18 protein-coding genes are annotated in these 19,229 nt (G+C 50.8%); 13 read left to right on the top strand and 5 right to left on the bottom strand.

The window, feature by feature from the left end; all coding sequences use genetic code 11:
• Window positions 1–17 precede the first annotated feature (17 nt).
• Both fosB and MHI43_RS22095 read left to right on the top strand, forming a co-directional pair.
• Window positions 18–443, top strand: a complete 426-nt coding sequence (fosB, locus tag MHI43_RS22100) for a metallothiol transferase FosB (RefSeq protein WP_015736469.1) — start codon at window positions 18–20, stop codon at window positions 441–443.
• Between the two features lie 168 nt (window positions 444–611).
• Window positions 612–2,747, top strand: coding sequence for an Ig-like domain-containing protein (locus MHI43_RS22095; RefSeq protein ID WP_015736467.1), 2,136 nt, complete (start codon window positions 612–614; stop codon window positions 2,745–2,747).
• 90 nt (window positions 2,748–2,837) lie between these two features.
• Here MHI43_RS22095 and MHI43_RS22090 read toward each other — a convergent pair whose 3' ends face one another.
• From MHI43_RS22090 to MHI43_RS22075, 4 genes are read right to left on the bottom strand one after another with little or no spacing between them, the layout of a single operon-like run.
• Complete coding sequence (locus MHI43_RS22090) at window positions 2,838–4,298, bottom strand: methyltransferase domain-containing protein (protein ID WP_015736466.1); 1,461 nt, start codon at window positions 4,296–4,298, stop codon at window positions 2,838–2,840.
• 1 nt (window position 4,299) lies between these two features.
• The gene (locus MHI43_RS22085) at window positions 4,300–5,166 is read right to left on the bottom strand and encodes a hypothetical protein (protein ID WP_015736465.1); all 867 of its coding nucleotides are present in this window, start codon (window positions 5,164–5,166) and stop codon (window positions 4,300–4,302) included.
• A 22-nt stretch (window positions 5,167–5,188) separates the two neighbouring features.
• Window positions 5,189–6,796 carry a glycosyltransferase gene (locus MHI43_RS22080; RefSeq protein WP_015736464.1) on the bottom strand — a complete coding sequence of 536 codons (1,608 nt, stop codon included), beginning with the start codon at window positions 6,794–6,796 and terminating at the stop codon, window positions 5,189–5,191.
• Window positions 6,793–7,902: a glycosyltransferase family 2 protein gene (locus tag MHI43_RS22075; protein ID WP_155989910.1), complete on the bottom strand. Its 1,110-nt coding sequence runs from the start codon at window positions 7,900–7,902 to the stop codon at window positions 6,793–6,795. Before MHI43_RS22075 ends, MHI43_RS22080 begins: the two co-directional genes overlap by 4 nt.
• 344 nt (window positions 7,903–8,246) lie before the next feature.
• Here MHI43_RS22075 and MHI43_RS22070 point away from each other — a divergent pair, with 344 nt between their 5' ends.
• The 10 genes from MHI43_RS22070 (at window position 8,247) to MHI43_RS22025 (ending at window position 17,883) form a co-directional block, all read left to right on the top strand.
• A complete protein-coding gene (locus MHI43_RS22070) occupies window positions 8,247–9,140 on the top strand; it encodes a PhzF family phenazine biosynthesis isomerase (protein WP_015736462.1) in 894 nt (297 codons plus the stop codon).
• A gap of 52 nt (window positions 9,141–9,192) precedes the next feature.
• The gene (locus tag MHI43_RS22065) at window positions 9,193–9,735 is read left to right on the top strand and encodes an STM3941 family protein (protein WP_036664086.1); all 543 of its coding nucleotides are present in this window, start codon (window positions 9,193–9,195) and stop codon (window positions 9,733–9,735) included.
• Window positions 9,732–10,661, top strand: a complete 930-nt coding sequence (locus MHI43_RS22060) for an aminoglycoside phosphotransferase family protein (RefSeq protein ID WP_036664084.1) — start codon at window positions 9,732–9,734, stop codon at window positions 10,659–10,661. Before MHI43_RS22065 ends, MHI43_RS22060 begins: the two co-directional genes overlap by 4 nt.
• A 201-nt stretch (window positions 10,662–10,862) precedes the next feature.
• Window positions 10,863–11,432, top strand: a complete 570-nt coding sequence (locus MHI43_RS22055; RefSeq protein ID WP_009589841.1) for a methyltransferase domain-containing protein — start codon at window positions 10,863–10,865, stop codon at window positions 11,430–11,432.
• Between the two features lie 141 nt (window positions 11,433–11,573).
• Window positions 11,574–12,464, top strand: a complete 891-nt coding sequence (locus tag MHI43_RS22050) for a TIGR01777 family oxidoreductase (protein ID WP_015736460.1) — start codon at window positions 11,574–11,576, stop codon at window positions 12,462–12,464.
• 106 nt (window positions 12,465–12,570) lie between these two features.
• Entirely contained in the window at window positions 12,571–13,080 is a 510-nt protein-coding gene (locus MHI43_RS22045) for a GNAT family N-acetyltransferase (protein ID WP_015736459.1), read from the top strand.
• A gap of 21 nt (window positions 13,081–13,101) precedes the next feature.
• Window positions 13,102–13,404 (top strand): hypothetical protein, encoded by a 303-nt coding sequence (locus tag MHI43_RS22040; protein ID WP_015736458.1) that lies wholly within the window; start codon window positions 13,102–13,104, stop codon window positions 13,402–13,404.
• Window positions 13,405–13,482: 78 nt separating this feature from the next.
• Window positions 13,483–16,818, top strand: coding sequence for a DEAD/DEAH box helicase (locus tag MHI43_RS22035; protein WP_036664081.1), 3,336 nt, complete (start codon window positions 13,483–13,485; stop codon window positions 16,816–16,818).
• A 51-nt stretch (window positions 16,819–16,869) separates the two neighbouring features.
• Window positions 16,870–17,442: a hypothetical protein gene (locus tag MHI43_RS22030; RefSeq protein WP_036664079.1), complete on the top strand. Its 573-nt coding sequence runs from the start codon at window positions 16,870–16,872 to the stop codon at window positions 17,440–17,442.
• A gap of 90 nt (window positions 17,443–17,532) precedes the next feature.
• Complete coding sequence (locus MHI43_RS22025; RefSeq protein WP_015736455.1) at window positions 17,533–17,883, top strand: potassium channel family protein; 351 nt, start codon at window positions 17,533–17,535, stop codon at window positions 17,881–17,883.
• 91 nt (window positions 17,884–17,974) lie between these two features.
• On the opposite strand, the gene MHI43_RS22020 is transcribed toward MHI43_RS22025, so the two are convergent.
• The gene (locus MHI43_RS22020) at window positions 17,975–18,457 is read right to left on the bottom strand and encodes a hypothetical protein (protein ID WP_036664077.1); all 483 of its coding nucleotides are present in this window, start codon (window positions 18,455–18,457) and stop codon (window positions 17,975–17,977) included.
• Window positions 18,458–18,601: 144 nt separating this feature from the next.
• Here MHI43_RS22020 and MHI43_RS22015 point away from each other — a divergent pair, with 144 nt between their 5' ends.
• Window positions 18,602–19,219 (top strand): NUDIX hydrolase, encoded by a 618-nt coding sequence (locus tag MHI43_RS22015; RefSeq protein WP_015736453.1) that lies wholly within the window; start codon window positions 18,602–18,604, stop codon window positions 19,217–19,219.
• Window positions 19,220–19,229 lie beyond the last annotated feature (10 nt).

The raw sequence follows: 19,229 nt of genomic DNA, 5'->3' as shown, positions 1-19,229 counted from the left end.
AAGGGAGCCGCCGAACAATGAATCTGCAGGCCATTAACCATCTCTGCTTTTCAGTTTCGCACTTAGAACGGTCCATTGATTTTTACAGGGACGTGTTTGGAGCCAAGCTTCTGGTCAGAGGGCGAAAGCTGGCTTATTTCGATCTGAACGGGCTGTGGATTGCTCTAAACGAAGAAGACGTGGACCGAAGCACGGCAAACAGAACCTATACGCATATTGCATTTACCATCGATGAGCAGGATGTGGAGCCGACGCTGCTTCGCCTTCAATCGCTCCAAGTGGAGATTTTGCCGGGTAGGGCAAGGGACGAGAAGGATAAGAAGTCGATTTACTTCCTGGATCCGGACGGCCACATGTTCGAGTTTCATACTGGCGGATTGCAGGACAGACTGGACTATTACCGAACGGACAAAGAGCATATGATCTTTTACGATACCGAATAGTGGGGGAAGGAACGATTCTTAGATTTTTTTGAACAACCGAAGATGGGAAAATATCCTACTTTGTGCCCATTTTGGCCTTGGAAGGTAACGATTTTAACCGGGACTGTCGATATACAGAGAGACTGGAAAAAAAGCCTGCGAGACAGAAGGTACAAAGGAGAGAAATAAATGAGCTTAAACAGAAAGACAACGAAGATTTTTCTTGTCGTTGTGATGATGTTGGCGATGGTTTTTCCAACCAGCGTATTCGCCGCCTCCGGGGACGTAACATCGATTGAATTTGATACGAACGAGAGCAAAATTTACTTAACCGTTAATGAAACAACGGAACAACTTCGCGTATTGGCTAACATTGAAGGATCTTCCACGAAGAAGGACGTAACCAATGAGACGACGTGGACTTCGTCCAACACGAGAATCGTAAAGGTTGACGGCGGTCTCATTGTTCCGCTGGAGAAGGGTACGGCCCGTATTACGGCAAAATACAAAGGCGCAATCAAAACGATTGATGTCGACGTCAAATTTGCCATCGACGAGTTCAAGCTGGATCAGCCGGATAAAGTGGAGCATAAGCTTGGAACGGAAGGTTTAACCGTTAAAGCATTGGCTGACGGAACGAACGACGTGACAACGGAAGCGAAGTGGACCACTTCCGATGACAGCGTAGTGAAAGTAAGCAAAGGGGAACTGACCCTCGTAGGTCTGGGCAGCGCAACCGTGACTGCGGATTACAAAGGGCTCAAGGCGTCCTTTACGGTCAAAGTCGTCGCTCCTTACCAAAAGCTTGCGATCGTTCCGGGCGAGGATCAGGAGCTGCTAGTCGGTGATGCGCCTGTGGATCTTAAAGTATTCGCCAAGCAGTCGGAGACCGATGCGGGTACGGACGTAACGGACAAGGTAGAGCTGAAATCGTCCAACACTTCCGTAGCAACGATTGAGGATGGCAAGCTGAAGCCGGTGGCTTTGGGCAAATCCACGATCAGCGTGAGCTATTTGGGTTCGACTGCCAAGCTGGATGTGTATGTGCGCAATCCATATGAAGCTTTGATACTGGATCAGACGGATTTCGTCAAGAATCCGGTTCTGTTTATGAATGATTCGATTACGGTAAAAGCCAAGGTTCGTAATGCGGCTTCCCAATCCATCGACGTGGCCGGGGAATGGACCTCATCCAATCCGCTGGCGGTATCCGTCAACGGTGGCGTGATTACAGCAAGAGCAAAGGGAACCTCCACCATCAAGGTGAGTTACCTCGGAATCAGCAAAGAATTTACCGTTAAGGTGTATCCGACGGTGACCAAGTTTGAAACAGAGGACACGAAGCTGGATGTGCTGAAAGACGAATCCAAATCCTTCCCTAAAGTGACGGGAACGCTTCTGGACGACGAGGAAGAGGATTTCAGCAGCGCGGTGACCTGGACATCGAGCGATGAGAACGTGGTAACGACCGAAAACGGCAAAATCAAAGGTATCGATGCCGGCACAGCAACAATCACCGGTAAGATCGGTTCCAGAGAAGTAGCGACGCTGCCGGTTACGGTTAACGAAAAAGTGCTGGTGCTGCTGCCGGATGTAGAGGAGTATCAGCTGGTTATAGGCAGAAGCAACGCGCTGCCGAAAGTAAATGCCGTATTCGAGGATGGCGAAGAGAGCGATGTGACCTCTTCCATCGAATGGTCGCTGACTGGATCTGCGGCTGTCATTAAAGACGGTACGATCAAAGGCTTAACGAAAGGCTCGACAACGCTGAAAGGCACTTATTTGAACAAAGAAGTCAAGATTCCGGTCGTGGTTGAACAGGAAGTCGTTAAGTTTGTCGTAGACCCGGAGAATATTGACCTCAACATCAAGAAATCCAAATCGATTAAAGTTACAGGCTACTACAGCAACGGCAAAACGGTTTCGCTCTCATCCAAGATGAATTGGAGTTCTTCGGACACCGCGATTGTAACGGTATCCAGAACCTCCGTTAAAGCGGTTGCCGAGGGTAAAGCAACGATTACGGGTTCATACCAAGGCAAAGAAGTCACCGTTAAGGTAAACGTGGTTCCGAAGATGACGAAATTGATCGCCAGCGAGAAGAAATTGAACTTGAAGCCCGGTGACGTCAAAACCGTAACGGTTACGGCCGAATATGATACCGGCGCAAAAACGAGTGTTGGGGACACCGCCGTGTGGACAACCAGCAACTCCAGCGTGGCCAAAGTAACGAACGGACGCATTGAAGCGATCGCGAAGGGAACCGCCCGCATTAAGGGGCAGTACAATTCGAAGACCGTAACCATTACCGTCTCTGTTAAATAGTTAGAACAGCATGCTGCAACAGCCCGGCTCTAAAGATGAGCCGGGCTGTTGTCTGTTCATAAGAATCTTTCTGGGTAAAGCGGGATGAGGTCAAATTCCAGGCGGCTGCGTTCTCAGAAACCAGGCAAGCAGATGGCCGTTATAGATCTCCAGCGATTTCACCTGAAAATTCGTCGCTTCGGCGAGTACATACATTTCATCGATCGAATAATATTTCATCTCGGCATCAACAAAACCGTCTCCTATCCGGTAGTAAGGCATATCGAGGAGATCAGGATCATGACGAGAAGGTGCAAAATGCCGTTTCCACGGCGTTGAGATGAGCAGGCTTCCGCCAGGCATCAGTTTGTCATGGATTTTGCGGAGAACCGGTATCGGATTGTAATTCATATGCTCGAGCACTTCCGTAAAGAGAACGATATCGTACCGTTCGTTTCCCGGAATATCCTCGGCTTCCACATTGCACTGGCTCCACCCGATCCCGTAGTCCTGTTCCAGTTCCACGGACCAGTAATCCGTCATGTGATCCAAGCCGTGTGCTTGAGCTCCGGACAATACGCTGTACATTAGCAGCGTACCGTAAGCAGCGCCGATATCTAGCACCTTGGCGCCCCGGTTCACAAGCAACGAGTCCAGGATCGGAAGCAGCGGGTACCAGTAGCTGGCTTCTTCATCCTTGTAAACAGACAGATAGTGGCTCCCATTCCGCTTGGCATGATAGGAAGAGATGATCGTTTGGGCACGGGACAGTTTCTCGTCAGGCGATAGATCATCATCAAGAGGCTGCCTGCATTGCCGCTCGTCAGCCTCGGGTAACGGTCCAACCGTTCCAACGCTGACGAGCAGGTATCCGGGCACATTGCGCTTCTCGTATTCAGGGAGTCTATGGTACCACATCGTCAGCCAATGCTTGACGGTCTGGGAATCCCGGATGAAATCAAGAAAATCCAAACTGTCCAAAAAGCCGATGCTGCTCTCCTCGATCAATGTTATACCGCACCGCTCAAATTGATTTCTGAGCGTGGAGGCGGGATGCTCCATGCCATACATCCAGGTGCCCAACTGTTCGGCGGCTTCTTTTCCCGCACGATACGGCAAACATTCCGCAAAAGGGGTGAGGATCAGCATCGTTCCTCCCGGCTTGGTAACCCGTTTCATTTCCCTTAATATCGCGATCCGCTCTTCTCCCTCAAAATGCTCCAGCACCCCCGCATTCCAGGTTAGATCAAAGTGCTGGTCAGGAAGCCGCATCTCCCTAATATCGGAGAGAACAAAGGTGCCCGGAACCTTGGCGCTATAAAAGGCGCTCCGGCTGTTGTACAGCGCATTCTCGGAATAATCGACCAGCGTCACTTCCGCATGCTCAGCAGCCAGGCGCAGCGAAATCTTGCCCGTTCCGGAACCGGCCTCGAGTATGCGCTTCCCTTCGATGCCTCCTGTAACCTCCATGATCTTATCGTAGATGGTTTGGCTTAGTGAATCCCAGTGATAGGATACCTCCCGGGACCATAGCTGATCCCAAATCTTCTTCTGGCGTTCATCCGGCAGCATATCATTCGGTCACCCCTTTGTGTTCTGGCGTGTACTTGCGAAACAGCCGGTGGAACTCACCGGAGCCGTTGTGAATCTCAGCCAGTTCTCTCAATCCGTACGCCCCGTATTGATGAAACAGGCCAGCCTCGTTCATGGAAAATTCGGTGTATTTGTCCGGCATCGACATGCGTTGGGCCATGGTTGCATGGTATACCCAGGAGGCCAGGCAGCATTTCGGCCTCCATGCCGTGCGCGTTCCCATATAATACCGCATGCCCAGAAGCAGACTGTCATCCTCATACCCCTGCTTGCCGGATAAGAATCGAGTATCATAACCTCCAATATGGCGAAGGGCTTCCGCACGGTGAACGACCGGATGCACGAATCCATCCGCAATCCCTTTTCTTGACAGCCGCTGGAGCGTTTCGCTGAGCTCACCCGGTGTATTCGGAAGAACAATGAACTCACCCAAGGGCTGCATTTCTCCGGTTGAGGTAACGATGCCGGGCGATACCATAGGTTCGTCGTTACATTCCAGATAACGAAGAAGAGGCTCGTGCCAATCCGGAGGAAAGAGCATGTCGACATGAATTTCGGAGATGTACCCTGCTTCAGGGAAGTGCTCCCATATGAATTCAAAACAGGCTTGCCTGGCGGCAGCGATGCCGATATTCGCTCCGTTCCCGAGAATAACACCGGATAGGCCTAACGTTTGCAGCCATTCGTGCAGCTCTTCATTCGTAAGGCATCCTTGATTAAACAGAACCGTCCTATGCTCCCGGGAGCGCTGCAGACTGCTTAACGCCAGGCTGGCCATGTGTAAATCATTCGCGCGCGAGCTCTCCCGAATGAATAAGGGCAAGGTATGAATGATTTTCAATTCCATCGCTTCCTCTTATGGTTATTCGTTATTCCATCCATTCAACAAGCGTAGGCGATTCCTCCAGAATGGAGTCGTATTGTTCTTTCGAGCCGAATTCTGCTTCAGGATCGAGCTGACGATAACGCTTGAGCTTCTCCAGCCTATATTCCGGTTTGGCCCACCCGTAATGCTTAAGGCGAATGGCTGAAAGATGGTGGGGAAGATCGAATACATTCGCCGGGAACCTTCCACAGTGCTGGGCCGTCTCTTTCCAGCAATACTTCATTTCGGGACGGTAACGCAGAAGAAAAGGGCGATAGGTTCTATGCGAGCTCCAGCATTCATCGTCCCGGTAATGGGTTTCGTTCCAAAAATCATAGAGCCGGAAGCAATACAAATCGAACTCGTTTTGCTTCAGCATGGAAGGAAGCTCAGCCGTAAAGGAAGACTCAAACCATTCGTCCGCATCCAAATTCAGAATCCATTCGGGATGAAGGTTCAAGGTTTCGCGCCATTGTTGCTTTCGCAGCTCAACCTCGTTGTGAAACAGGGATGCCTCGTTGCTGATCAGACGCAGCGGAATTCCCTTCAAAACTTCCATACATACATCCAGCGTGTTATCCGTACTTGCATCATCGATAATAACGGCTTGGTCAATGTAGTCCCGATGCCGTTCAAGCGCTTGCCGCAGATAGCGTTGGCCTTCATTCTTCAGAACCATCGTCAGGGTGAGCGATGGGCGGGCCGTGCGGCGATTCGCATCAATGGGGGTGAGACAGCCCTCTTCTCGTTCCTCGAGGCAGCTTCGAGTAACCTCGGGGATGGATGTAGTCTTATCCGTTGCCTTCAGGAACAGTCCGGCATGGTGAAGATCGCTTTCACGGTAGATATGGTAAGCCGGGTAGTGCGTATCTACATACAAGGTGAACCCCAGCGCAGCCGCCCGGATGCTGAAATGCCGATCCTCTCCCCAGAAGGACAAATTGTAGATGGGTTTAAAGTTAACCCCGCGCACAAGAGCCCGGCGGCTGATTAAAGTGCAAGCTCCGAGTCCGCCGACTTCATACACGCCGGCCTCCGCTAACCGGCTCACGAATTGTTGATAGCGATGTTCCTTTTGGGCTTCGTCCAACGTTTCGCCCGCCTGTTGTTCGTATTGGGTATATTCATCCTTGAGCCACACCTGGGGATGGGGGCGTGAGTCCGGCTGCCAACGGGTCCAGAAGATTTCCGAAATGATCTCTTTGTCGGTGGCGATGAGGTGAATCAGGGTCTGCGGTGCCAGCAGCAAATCCGAATCGACCAGAAACAGATAGTCAAACCGTAGGTCAAGCGCATATTGAATGATCTTGTTCTTATAATCGGCTACCTTCCAAATCAATCGATCGTTCCAATAATGGGTTGTCTCGTCGCGGATATATTCGTGATCATCAGGCGTATGGGCGCTGTGGATAACCACCCGGTTAACTTCTTTCATAAATCGGCTCAATCTGGCGCTGGATAATTCATCGTTGTTGTCATCGATAAAGAAGTAGCACAGCTCCAGGGAATTTTGTTCCAGCCGCAGCAATGAGGTAAGGAAATGGTCCAGAATCTCCGGTTTCTGCCGTACAGGACTGCCGATCAAAACGCGTCTGCGCCCCTGGGTCGTCATGAGCTCTGCCTCTCATCGTCACGCTGAAGCTCCTGCAGCTTGTTTCGAAAATATTCTTGGTTCGCCAGCATGGTCTCATCGCCCGGTCGGTAGGCAAGCGCCTTCTCATTATGCTGATTGGCAATCGCATAAGCTCCGATTCTGTCGTAACAAACGGCCAATTGCAGATGGGGAAGCCATGTGGAGAAGGAGGGGTTATGAAATCCCATGTAATCCGGAGGCAGCTTAAGCTCGGTAGCCAGCTTATACCAGTAGATGGCCGTATCATATTGGTTTTTCTCGAGAAAATGGTAACCGATGCGGCAGCAGAATTCGGACCGCGGCGGCGCATATTGCAGGGATCGGAGAGAGGATTCAAATGCGGCTTGCCCGTTTCCGAGCTCGTGATGGCAATCGGACAGCCTGCTGCAGGCCGAGAGAACATCCTCGATCCAGCCTTTTTCCGTATGTAAGAATCGTTCGTAATAATCGATCGCTTTCTCGAAAAGACGGTGATCCTTTAGTTCATTCGCATAATAGAACAGATCCCGCGGGGTGAACGATTCGCCGGCTGCCTCGCGCTGCACATAGATTCTGAGATTCCGGCCGGTGTCCGGATCATGATTCGAGCTGAGATGGGTAATGGCAACATCGCTATTCATAACATGACCGTACACCTCCAAATATTCGTGGACGGGCCCGATCCATCGAAAGGCCCTGCTCCGTTTGACAAGACGATTGCGCCGTAGACGGAAGGTGACATTGCCGAATTCGTCCGAGCTCAAATGATAGAGCATGGTCACGGAATCGATGTCGGGCGCAAGGTTTTCTTTAAGCGCTATTAGTTTCAGCCGGTCTTCTTCAAGCAGCACGTCGTCGGCATCGAGCCACAGGATATAGTCCTGGGTGGCCTTGCTAAAAGCAAAGTTTCGCGCAGCCGCAAAATCGTCGATCCATTCAAAATCATAAACGACCGCCTGAAAGGCCCTGGCAATTTCTTTCGTGCGATCGGTGGAGCCTGTATCCACAACGACGATCTCATCCACGATGTCTGCAATCCGGGACAGGCAGCGGTTCAAATGATGTTCCTCATTTTTTACGATCATGCATAGGCTAATAGCGATCAATACATCACCCCCCGCGTATAGTCCATTCCAAAGAATATGCCAGATATATATTCAGGTCGGCGTACGAAATGAACCGTCGAGCGCCAAATTGAACCCGTGCGTATCAAAAAATGACGAATATCGCTTCTTTAAGCTCGTTTTTTAATGCGGCTGACAAAAAAACGGTCACATAGACCGTTTTTTGGCTTGCGCCTCGTCGAACAGCAGGGACTGGCTAAACGAAGTTTGGCGGGTGAAGGCTGCTGATTGTAAATTTGGTCTGGATTTAACCCATGTCCAATGGTAAAATCTTCTCAAATTTTGTTCTCCGTTTAATTCATTATTGAAAGAAGGAACTAAAGGACATGAAATCGATAAATGTACTTCATTATGATGCATTCTCCATACAGCCTAATATGGGTAATCCTGCCGGCGTGGTCTTGAACGCAGACGAGCTGACAGAGAAGGAGATGCAAGCCATCGCCCATAGCGTAGGGTTCAATGAAACGACCTTCATAGTAAAATCGGAGCAAGCAGATGTCCGATTAAGATATTTTACGCCCGGACATGAGATGAATTTGTGCGGCCATGCCACCATGGCTTCGATGTATGCCTTGAAGACCAAGGGGCTGCTCCCTGACAAAGAAACCGTGTGGATTGAGACAAGAGTGGGCAATTTGCCGATCGAATTTCAGGATGCTCAAGGAAAGCTAACCATGAAGATGAAGCAGGATCATCCTCAATTCCTGCCCTTTGAGGGAGATGTTGACCGCCTGGCATCATCCATGGGCCTGCAGCGCGAGGATTTGGATTTCGCAATGCCGATCGTATATGGAAGCACGGGGATTTGGACATTGCTGGTACCGATTAAGGGGCTGGAGCCGTTTGGGCGGATGGTGCCTCATAATGCCATGTTCCCGGATATATTAACGGACAATCCGAAAGCCTCTCTGCACCCTTTTTGCCTGGAGACGATCGACGAGTCTTCGTTCATGCATGCGAGACATTTCTCTTCACCGTATTCAGGCACCGTCGAGGATCCGGTAACCGGAACCGCGTCAGGCGTAATGGGAGCTTACTATTTAACCTATTTGAATCCCGAGGCCCCCTCCGCACGATTTATCGTTGAACAAGGCAAGGAAATGGGGAAAGACGGTAGAGTCGATGTTCAAGTGAATCGCTTTGAAGAGACCATGGACGTCTATATTTCCGGTACGGCTGTATTCGTTAAAGAATTCGAGGTTAGCTATGATTCATAACGATCGGATGATATCCTCTAGATATTGTAAATAGAAACAGGGAGTGCGAGCTATGCAGGAACAAGAAGAAATCAAGATTTATCCCAAGGTGACCAAAATGCTGGTGGGTTCCCTGGCATTTGTGTTGGTAGGCAGCGGGTTAGTGTACGGAGGGTTAACCTCGAGCAACATCTTTATCGTATTAGTTGGAATCATTTGCGCGTTGTTTTTTGGCATGGGACTGGTGTTTTCCATCGTCAAGCTTGTTCAATCGGAGCCTGCACTCCTGATCCATCGGGAGGGAATCGTCGATAGATCCTCCTATGCGAGCGCCGGAGCCGTCGCGTGGAGCGAAATCAAGAACATTCACATCTATCAGATTAAGAATGAGAAGTTTATAGGGATCGATGTATATGATCCTGAACTTTTGATGTCCAGGCATCCCGCCTGTAAAAGGAAGCTCATGAGCATGAATAAAGGCATGACGGGTTCTGCTATCCATATATCCGCATCAAGTATCTCATGTAATCTGTATGAGTTGTTTCCTCTGTTATATCGAAGATGGAATGCGTCCAGGAACCTGAATACGGAGACGAAGGAGGGGCAAGGGTTATGAAGACATTCAAGCCGGAGATGACTTTGGATAAGGCGGTAAGCCATCTCCAGCAGATTGAAGGAGAGACGGTGCTGAATGTCACCCCCATCGAGATGGGAGAATTAAGCAAGGTATTCAGTTATCGTAAGGGCGATGCCGATTATGTCATTCATTTTAAAGATAATGGGGACAGCCTTCATAAAGTAAACAAAATCTACAGTATGTACGGTGATCAATCCTTGCCCATTCCTCGAATCCATAAGATCGGTAGCGTGGGGAATATCCATTACTCGATCTCGGATAAAGTACCCGGTACGCCGATAAGCGCTCTTGAGCCGGCACAAATTCGAGGGCTGGTTCCCGACATCGTCCAGCAATTCATGCGGATCCTTCATACCCCTATCGGAGAGTCCCATGAGGGCTTCGGGTGGATTACTCCGGAAGGCAAGGCTGCTCATCGTTCATGGCTGGACCACCTGACGTCTGTATTCGATGCGGAGCAAGAAGGTTTCTACCATGGATGGCAGAGCCTGTATGAGCACAGTTTTCTGGAAAAAGGATTTTTCGAAGAGATCTACCAAACGATGATCGAACTTGTTCGCTATTCGCCATCGGAGCGCTATCTTGTCCATGGTGATTTCCATTTGGGCAACATGCTTGGAGAGAACGAAAACGTAACCGGTATCGTGGATTGGGAGATGGCCATGTTCGGCGATTTCATGATGGACGTCTCCGTTATTCATATGTGGTATCCGATGCTGGGATTTCCCAAGCGGCTGCAGGAAGCGATGGAGCAGCAAGGCGAGAAGATTCCCTATTTTGAAGAAAGGCTGCTGTGCTATCAGCTATTTCGGGCGCTGGACGGGCTTCGTTTCTATGCGAAGAAGGATGATCAGGGCAGCTATCAGTTCATGAAGAATCATATCACCTCATTATTAAAAGGATAGATCCCTTCGGGGATCTTTTTTTGTTTATGAGCGAAATGTGTGCAACGAAAATGGTTAACTGACGAGTCCGGAATGGAAGGCCAGGAATACACTGGATTAGGTTGGAATGGAAAAGCCGGGGAGCGTCATGAATCAAGCGTTATCGAATGATGAATATGATGATGAATTTGGGGCGTTAAGATTCCGAATGGAGGTATGGGAATGGGGACGTCAAACTGGCAGAATTTATCGTATTGCGTGGATCTGATCCGCTATGTAGCTCCCAAGTCCGTTCTGGATATCGGGGTAGGTTTTGGCCGCTGGGGCATGATCTGCCGGGAGTATTTGGACGTATGGGAAGGACGCGTATTTCGCGCGTATTGGAACACGCGGATCGAAGGAATCGAGATTTACCCTGTCAATATCGATACCTACCACGAATGCTTCTATAATAAAATCCACGTAGCGGATGCTTACGATCATCTGCAAACGCAGGTCCAGCCGGGACAATTCGATTTAATCATTCTCGGTGACGTTCTGGAGCATTTTACAAAAGAGCGGGCGCTCGTCCTGCTGCAGACCTGCATTGAAAAATCCCGCTTTGTCCTGCTTAATATTCCGATTGGAACAGACTGGCCGCAGGGCGCTGAATACGGCAATGAGTTCGAGACCCATTTGAGCGAGTGGACAACAGAGGAACTGGATCGTTTTCCCGTAGCTGACAAGAGGCATTTTAAGGATTACATTAACCGTGATTTCTCCACGTATTTGTTTTCGATGCCAAGGAAGTAGGTTTCGTATGAATGGAACACCCTCTATGAGGAGGGTGTTTTCTTTTTATCTCTATTGAAAAAATGGTATATTGGAAGAAACGATGGTCAAATGGAGTATATGATGTGGATAAAACATAGAGAAATGAGCTGATTCTATTCTATGAAAAAGATCGTTTTAGCTGGTGGAACTGGTTTTATCGGAACTTATCTTGCGAAAAAATTCACGAATGAGCAGCAAGCACAGGTACTTATGATCTCCCGACGGCAGGGTCATATCGCATGGAACGATCGCGAAGCCATCGTCGCTGCCCTGGAGGGGGCGGATATGCTCATAAATTTAGCGGGCAAATCCGTTAATTGCCGTTACAATGAAAACAACAAGGAGCTTATTCTGAAATCGAGAACAGAGACAACGAACATACTCGGCAGCGCCGTCGAGGCCTGCCGTATTCCTCCGCGCACCTGGTTTAATTCCAGCACGGCCACGATTTATCGCCATGCCGAAGATAAACCGATGACGGAGGAGCAGGGCGAGATCGGCGAAGGCTTCTCCGTCGAGGTCGCCAAGGAATGGGAGCGCGCTTTTTTCTCTTTCCGATTGCCTCAGACGAGACAAATCGCCCTGCGCATTGCCATTGTGCTGGGACCTGGCGGTGGCGTCATGACGCCTTATGTTAACTTGGTAAAATTCGGGCTCGGCGGCGTCCAAGGTACGGGTAAGCAAAGGTTCAGCTGGATCCATGTGGAGGATCTGTATCGCATGATTCTGTTTTTGCAGGAGAAGGAAGAGCTGAGCGGGGTTTTTAATGGTGCATCTCCTTATCCGGTGACGAACAAGGAACTGATGGAGCAGCTTCGGCTTGCGTTGAATCGCAGAATGGGATTGCCGTCGCCTAAATGGCTGCTTGAGCTGGGGGCCAGGCTTATACGTACGGAAACGGAACTCGTGCTGAAGAGCCGCTGGGTGATTCCGGACCGACTCTGCAAGGCAGGTTTTCATTTTGCATACGATACGCTGAATGAAGCGCTGGCAGACATCTTGAAACGATAAGGGAATCTGAGCGCGCGGCATGGATTGACTTTGCAGAAAATGATTACATATGGCAACAGAACGGATAGAATGGGTTTAATAGATGAGAGAGAGGGAGTGTCCGATCATGAATCAGGAATTTACGATTGTGGAGGTCGACCGATTAGAAACCAACACGCATCATCAATTGACGGAATTATTGATTCGGGTTGTAGAAGATGGGGCATCGGTGGGATTCTTAGCTCCGCTGTCTTATGATGAAGCTTCCGCTTACTGGAAGGATGCGCTTGGCCCAGGGGTTACCCTGTGGGCAGCCATGCAGGATGGGAAGATGATCGGCACGGTTCAATTGCAGTGCGCAACGAAAGCGAATGGCAGACACCGGGCCGAGGTGGCGAAATTGATGGTAGATCCGGCTTCCCGCCGCGGAGGTATCGGCAGAACGCTGATGCTGCATCTGGAGCCGAAAGCCAAGGCAGAGGGCAGAACCTTATTGGTCTTAGATACCCGGGAGGGGGACCCTTCCAACAAGCTGTATCAGTCTTTGGGTTATATTCAAGCTGGAGTTATACCCGATTATGCCATATCCTCTAACGGCCAACTTGCCGGAACGGTATTGTATTACAAACGTATCTAAACCTTGAAGCGGAGGGATCGGATGGAGCGAGATGCGCGATTCTATCGCAGGTGGACGCAGATCCGGGGGAAGGGAAAAGGCAAATTCGTATTTTCCCAAGGACTGGCTCACGGCTTGTTTTTATATGCTGTATGGGCTGCCGCGACCTGGCTCCTGGATCAGGACAGATTTACCCCGGAACATTTTGTAACAAGATACTATTATTATTTTCCCATATATATGATTGTCGGTTTCATCATATCCAACGGGGCATGGAATGGGAATAACAAGCGTTATGATCGATTGACCAAAGTCGATGACAAAGAGCGCAGGAACTTGCCGTAGCGGCGAGTTCTTTTTTTTTGAAGATATGAGAAAATGGTATACTGTTTTTTAACAGGCAATAGAGAAAGGAATGTGGTTATGGGTTACCAGCTGACCGAACGGGTGATCAAACTGTTGTGTGGAAAAACCTCCTACGATCGCGGCGGGGTTTTATATAGAGATGGTTATGTATCGATGCTGAAGCAGGATCCGGACGCTCGAAAATACGAGGCTGAAGTGAAGGATCAGGAGTCGGGAATCGCCTATGCGGAGATTGACTCGAACGGGGACGTATACACGGAATGCAGCTGCATCGATTACGGATTTTCCCGAAAGCGGTGCAGGCATATTGCGGCCCTCCTCCTGAACATACGGGATATTGAACAAACGGTCGAGGCTCCGATGCGCCCCTTTCCATCGTTATTACATCCTTCCGCCAACGTGAACATGGAAGAAGGACAGTTAACGCCCCGGCACTCACCGGAATATGGCAGAAGCTCGAACGAGAGAGAACGGGATGCGCTGCTCAGCAGCCAGCTGCTCGGATTGTTCTCGTATTCCGGCGGTCGGAGGGCCGCGGCGACATCCCGCTTTGATACCAGAGAGGTTCTGGAGATGGAGTGCATTTTCAAGCTATATCCGTACGGGGACCGGAAATACCTGTTCGGCGTCGAACTGCGAGTCGGGAACAAACGCTTGTACATCGTACAGCGGATTCGGGAGTTCTTAGCGTGCGTAAAACGCGGCGCAGCCTGCGTGTTCACGAAGAATTTCACCTACGATCCAGAGGTGCACAGCTTTAAAAAAGAGGATGACGCGCTTCTGCAGGAGCTGATCCGTATTTCCGATCATGAGAGCATGTATCAACAGTCGGTGAACATCTACGCTCCGCTTGGCAAAAAGGGGAACGGCGACCGAATGCTGATCATTCCTCCTGCCTTTTGGCCTCAAGTACGGGAGGCGCTCGGTTCTTCGGTTCGTCCCCTCTTGTCGATGGATGGAATCATGACGGATAAGCTGGAGTTCGCTCAGGAACCGATCCCGCTGCAATTCGAGTTCGATGAGGCTGCGGATGATCACTATCTGATGAAGATCGATGGATTGGAGCGGATGACCGTGCTGGAGGGGTACGGGGTCGTCATTGCGGATGGCAGGCTGATACAGCTTGAGATGGATGCTTGCAAAAGGCTCGCCGAGATGAAGCTGCTGATTGAACCTTCCAACACACCGCATATTCGGATACAGCCGGAGATGATGGAGTCCATCATGGAGCGGGTGGTACCGGGGCTGATGAAACTGGGCAGCGTGCATGTGGCGCAGACCGTGTCCGACCGCATCGTCAAAACGCCTTTAAAAGCGAAGCTGTTTCTGGACCGTGTCCGCGGCCGGCTATTGGCCGGACTCGAATTTCAATACGGCGACATCATCATCAATCCGCTGGAGGGACACCGCGCCAAACGCAGCAGCAGCTCGATTCTCGTTCGCGATGGAGAGACGGAGCAGCGGATTCTGGAGCTCATGGAGAACGCCTCTTTTGCCAGGACTGACGGCGGTTTCTTCATGAATGACGAGGATGCCGAATATGAATTTTTGTATCATACGATTCCGCGGCTGGAGAAGCTGCTGGTTGTTTATGCAACGACGGCGGTGAAGGAGCGGGTGCTCACTGAACCGATGGGAGCCAAGGTTCGGGTGGAGGTCGATGAACGGACGGATTGGCTTGAACTGAAGTTTGACATGGAGGGCATTCGCGAAGCCGAGATCCGGGAAATCGTCAAATCGCTCGAAGAAAAACGCAAATATCACCGGCTGCGAAACGGAGCGCTGCTTCCGCTGGAAAGCGCGGAGTTCCAGGCCATGGTTGCTTTAATGAACCGGGTGGGACCTTGGCTGTACGAAGATGAGGGGACGCGGTTTAAACTGCCGGCGGTCCAAGGACTTCAGCTGCTGGATTGGGAGGATTCGGGATCATCGGTCCAGCTTGGCCGTTCCCTGCGCCGAATGCTGCAGAATGTGAAGAATCCGGATTATTTGGACTTTGCCGTGCCGGCCAGCCTGGAAACGGTTCTCCGGGATTATCAGAAGTTCGGCTTCCAGTGGATGAAGACGATGGCCCATTACCGCTTCGGCGGCATCTTGGCCGATGATATGGGACTCGGCAAAACCATTCAGAGCATCGCTTTCATTCTGTCCCTGCTGCCTGAGATCCGGGAGCGTAAAGAACCCGCGCTCATTGTGGCTCCTGCCTCCCTGCTCTATAACTGGTTTAACGAGCTTAAGAAGTTTGCGCCGGAGATCAAGGCCGTCATTGCCGATGGCACGCTGTCCGAGCGCGCGAAGGTGATCCAGAATATAGGCAAAGCGGATGTTGTCATCACTTCTTACCCGCTGCTCCGCAGGGATATCCAGCGATATGCAAAGCTGCCTTTCTTAACCTTGATTCTGGATGAAGCCCAAGCCTTCAAAAATTACGCGACGCAAACGGCTCAAGTCGTAAAAACGCTCCATGCCCGTTATCGGTTTGCGTTGACAGGCACGCCGGTCGAGAATCGTCTGGAGGAATTATGGTCCATCTACGATGCCGTTTTCCCGGCTCTTTTCGGAGATCGCAAAGCATTTCATGAACTGCCTAAAGAAGCGGTTGTGAAACGGGTGCGTCCTTTCCTGCTCCGCAGGCTGAAATCGGACGTGCTTAAGGAGCTGCCGGAGAAAATCGAGACGATTCAGGCCTCAGGCCTGCTGATCGAACAGAAGAAGCTGTATACCGCCTATCTTGCGAAACTGCGGCAGGAGACGCTTAAGCATTTGGCACAGGACGGTTTCCAGAAGAACCGGATCCGTATCCTGGCGGGCATTACCCGCTTGCGACAGATCTGCTGTCACCCGGCTCTGTTCGTGGAAGGCTACGAGGGCGGTTCGGCCAAGCTTGAGCAGCTGCTGGAAACGATCGAGGAATGTCGTCTTGCAGGGAGGCGGATGCTGGTATTCTCCCAGTTTACAGGCATGCTGAACCTGATCGCCGGGGAGCTGGGATATCGGGGGATTTCGTTTTTTTACCTGGACGGACAGACGCCGGGATCGGAGCGGGTGGAGCTGTGCGAACGCTTCAACGAGGGGGAACGCGAGGTATTCCTGATATCGTTGAAGGCAGGCGGAACGGGGCTCAACCTGACCGGGGCCGATACGGTGATCCTGTATGACCTGTGGTGGAATCCGGCAGTCGAGCAGCAGGCGATGGACCGGGCGCACCGTATCGGTCAGAAGAAGGTTGTGCAGGTCATACGCTTCGTCGCTCAAGATACGATCGAGGATAAGATGGTGGCTCTGCAGCAGAAGAAAAAGGATCTGATCGAGGAGCTGGTTCAGCCGGGGGAAGAGTCGCTTCCAAGCTGGTCCGAAGCGGAAATTCGGGAGCTGCTTGCCCTTCAGGGCTAATCGGCCGGATAAGATGATACGCGTTCCAAAAGGATACAAGGAGCTGTTGTTTTGAAAAAAACCATGTTTCTCATACTGGCCGCCGTTGTGGTCGTCATCAGCTACCTGCCGCTGTTCCTGGACGGCTATGCATACAATGAAGAGCAGGCGATACGGCGCGTTCACCCTGCGTATACCGGTGATAAGCTGTACGAGAAGTCAGAGGATCATCATAAGCTGATTGTCTGGCATGATGGCCATGTTAAGACCGTCAACGTCCTGGAGAGCAGATGGGGACTGCTGCATAAAATTACGAACGGGGTCGCGCTGGAACCCAAGTCCGCAGATGAACCTTTTGTACGAACTTGGTCTGCCAGTCATCGTGGTGACGGCATCTATGACACCCTGGTGGCAGTGGAGACGTCGGAACCCGAAAGCAAGAAAATCATCGTCACCAATGAGCCTTGGGACGATAAACCGATCGAAGATCTGGAACAGGTGAAGGCTTTATCCGGGATTTACATGGAAATCGACGTGGAGCAAGGCTACGCCATCCATTATGAACAGCTGCCAGCCGACCAGACCGGCGGCTTCATATTTCGGAGCATCGATGCCGAAGGGAATATTCTTTCCGTTCAACCGTAGCGGATGGGCGTGAAGCATAAACGCTGATATAATAGGGTGTATGTGATGTATGCAACATTTACTCCAGATATAGAATAGGACGGTTCTCGGATGATCTCTTTTTTGTTAACGTTAAAACGTCTCCTCAGCGGTTTGTTTCGAGCGTTCAAGCAGCGGTATTTCATGGCGCTGTTTGTGCTAATCGTCATCATGCTGTTATCGGGCACGATGTTTTATACCAGGCAAGAAGGCTTGTCGGTGCTGGATGCCCTTTATTTCTGCGTGGTGACCTTGAGCACGGTAGGGCATCCGGAATTCGTGCCGCAGACGCCGCTAGGAAAAACCTTCACCATGGTTTACATCGTGGTCGGGACGGGCTTGTTCCTCGGAATGGTCGGACAGTTGGCGTATGCTTTAATCCGTACGAATCAAAGGGAAGAGAAGAAGACAACGAATTCATAATGGAAACGAAGAAACAGCCCTGGCGCCGGGGCTGTTTCTTTTTATGGACAAACGGATGCGGAAATGCTTGGTTAATCGATCCAGAGCACGTCTATTCAACCGTCACCGCAAAATAAAAGCTGGCTTCTCCTTGATCCAAAGGCCATGTGCAGTGAATTTCGTACAGGTACGAGCCGGCTTTCGTTGGCACGGTATATCCATCGTTACCTGAATCCGTCAGGTTGAGGATGGTGAAGCCATGTATTCCTTGGGGTGGCGTCGATTGAATGTCGGCACCGCCTTGGACCACAACCGGCGTCATATCCTCGAGCCTGGGACGGGCCGCATCCGTCGTTGCGCAGTTAACCCCGTTGCACCAGGAATAACCGCCGCGTTGCAGATTGATCTCGGTGCCGTCAATGCTTACCTTGGGCAGCGGAGGTTCGGCGGCTTTCACCCACAGGGTCTGAACGGCTTTGCGGGCATTTTCCTTCGAGATCGGCGTTACGTTCTCGGATCTGGATCCGATGTAGTACCCGGTACCGAACACCATGATTAGAAGAAAGATGTATAACACCGGCCGCATTTTTTTCATGTCCTGCTGCCCCCCCTTTATATCCTTTGTCTCATAACTTGCTAGAAAATATGTTATAATTTTGAAATCAAGCACTTCCATTATAAACCAATCAAGGATAACAGGCGTTATATATTATGAGATTCTTTGAAGAGGATGAAACCTATGACAATAAAATGGTTAGCGTGGGCCAAGGAGATGCAGGCCATCAGCCAGGCCGGACTGGAGTATACGAGGGACGTTTATGACAAGGAACGGTTTGAGCAGCTGAGGGAGCTCAGCATCCAGATCATGCAGGAGTATACCGAAGCAGGCGAAGAGAAGATCCGTACGCTGTTTGCGAGTGAAACCGGATACCAGACGCCGAAGGTGGATGTCCGCGGCGTTATTTTTCAAGACGGAAAGCTGCTGCTGGTGAAGGAAAAGGCCGACGGGGCCTGGGCGCTGCCGGGAGGATGGGCGGACATCGGCTTATCCCCTGCGGAGGTCGTGGTGAAGGAAGTGAAGGAAGAGGCCGGCTACGACGTGCGTGCAGGGAGGCTGCTGGCCGTATTGGACAAGAAATTTCATAACCATCCGCCTTCGGCCTTCCACGTGTACAAAATGTTCATTCAGTGCGACATTACGGGCGGAGCCGCAGGCGTGGGGACCGAAACGTCCGCGGTCGGTTTTTTCCCTCAGGACGAACTGCCGCCGTTGTCCGAAGAACGGAATACCAAGGAGCAGTTGAAGAGAATATTCGAATTCGAGAACGACCCGCATTTGCCGACTTGGCTTGATTAATACAGATAAC

The sequence above is a fragment of the Paenibacillus sp. FSL H8-0457 genome (assembly GCF_038051935.1).
Lineage (GTDB): Bacteria > Bacillota > Bacilli > Paenibacillales > Paenibacillaceae > Paenibacillus_AQ > Paenibacillus_AQ lautus_A.
The sequence above is the reverse complement of the archived record's forward strand: the minus strand, read 5'-3'. Positions and strand labels throughout refer to the sequence as shown.

What these genes read in the sequence shown, in the direction of transcription:
- MHI43_RS22090 (WP_015736466.1), bottom strand. Translation starts at nt 4,298, where the DNA reads ATGCTGCCGGATGAACGCCAGAAGAAGATTTGGGATCAGCTATGGTCC.
- MHI43_RS22080 (WP_015736464.1), bottom strand. Translation starts at nt 6,796, where the DNA reads ATGACGACCCAGGGGCGCAGACGCGTTTTGATCGGCAGTCCTGTACGG.
- MHI43_RS22025 (WP_015736455.1), top strand. Translation starts at nt 17,533, where the DNA reads ATGATCTCTTTTTTGTTAACGTTAAAACGTCTCCTCAGCGGTTTGTTT.
- MHI43_RS22085 (WP_015736465.1), bottom strand. Translation starts at nt 5,166, where the DNA reads ATGGAATTGAAAATCATTCATACCTTGCCCTTATTCATTCGGGAGAGC.
- MHI43_RS22020 (WP_036664077.1), bottom strand. Translation starts at nt 18,457, where the DNA reads ATGAAAAAAATGCGGCCGGTGTTATACATCTTTCTTCTAATCATGGTG.
- MHI43_RS22015 (WP_015736453.1), top strand. Translation starts at nt 18,602, where the DNA reads ATGACAATAAAATGGTTAGCGTGGGCCAAGGAGATGCAGGCCATCAGC.
- MHI43_RS22040 (WP_015736458.1), top strand. Translation starts at nt 13,102, where the DNA reads ATGGAGCGAGATGCGCGATTCTATCGCAGGTGGACGCAGATCCGGGGG.
- MHI43_RS22060 (WP_036664084.1), top strand. Translation starts at nt 9,732, where the DNA reads ATGAAGACATTCAAGCCGGAGATGACTTTGGATAAGGCGGTAAGCCAT.
- fosB (WP_015736469.1), top strand. Translation starts at nt 18, where the DNA reads ATGAATCTGCAGGCCATTAACCATCTCTGCTTTTCAGTTTCGCACTTA.
- MHI43_RS22050 (WP_015736460.1), top strand. Translation starts at nt 11,574, where the DNA reads ATGAAAAAGATCGTTTTAGCTGGTGGAACTGGTTTTATCGGAACTTAT.
- MHI43_RS22035 (WP_036664081.1), top strand. Translation starts at nt 13,483, where the DNA reads ATGGGTTACCAGCTGACCGAACGGGTGATCAAACTGTTGTGTGGAAAA.
- MHI43_RS22045 (WP_015736459.1), top strand. Translation starts at nt 12,571, where the DNA reads ATGAATCAGGAATTTACGATTGTGGAGGTCGACCGATTAGAAACCAAC.
- MHI43_RS22070 (WP_015736462.1), top strand. Translation starts at nt 8,247, where the DNA reads ATGAAATCGATAAATGTACTTCATTATGATGCATTCTCCATACAGCCT.
- MHI43_RS22055 (WP_009589841.1), top strand. Translation starts at nt 10,863, where the DNA reads ATGGGGACGTCAAACTGGCAGAATTTATCGTATTGCGTGGATCTGATC.
- MHI43_RS22095 (WP_015736467.1), top strand. Translation starts at nt 612, where the DNA reads ATGAGCTTAAACAGAAAGACAACGAAGATTTTTCTTGTCGTTGTGATG.
- MHI43_RS22065 (WP_036664086.1), top strand. Translation starts at nt 9,193, where the DNA reads ATGCAGGAACAAGAAGAAATCAAGATTTATCCCAAGGTGACCAAAATG.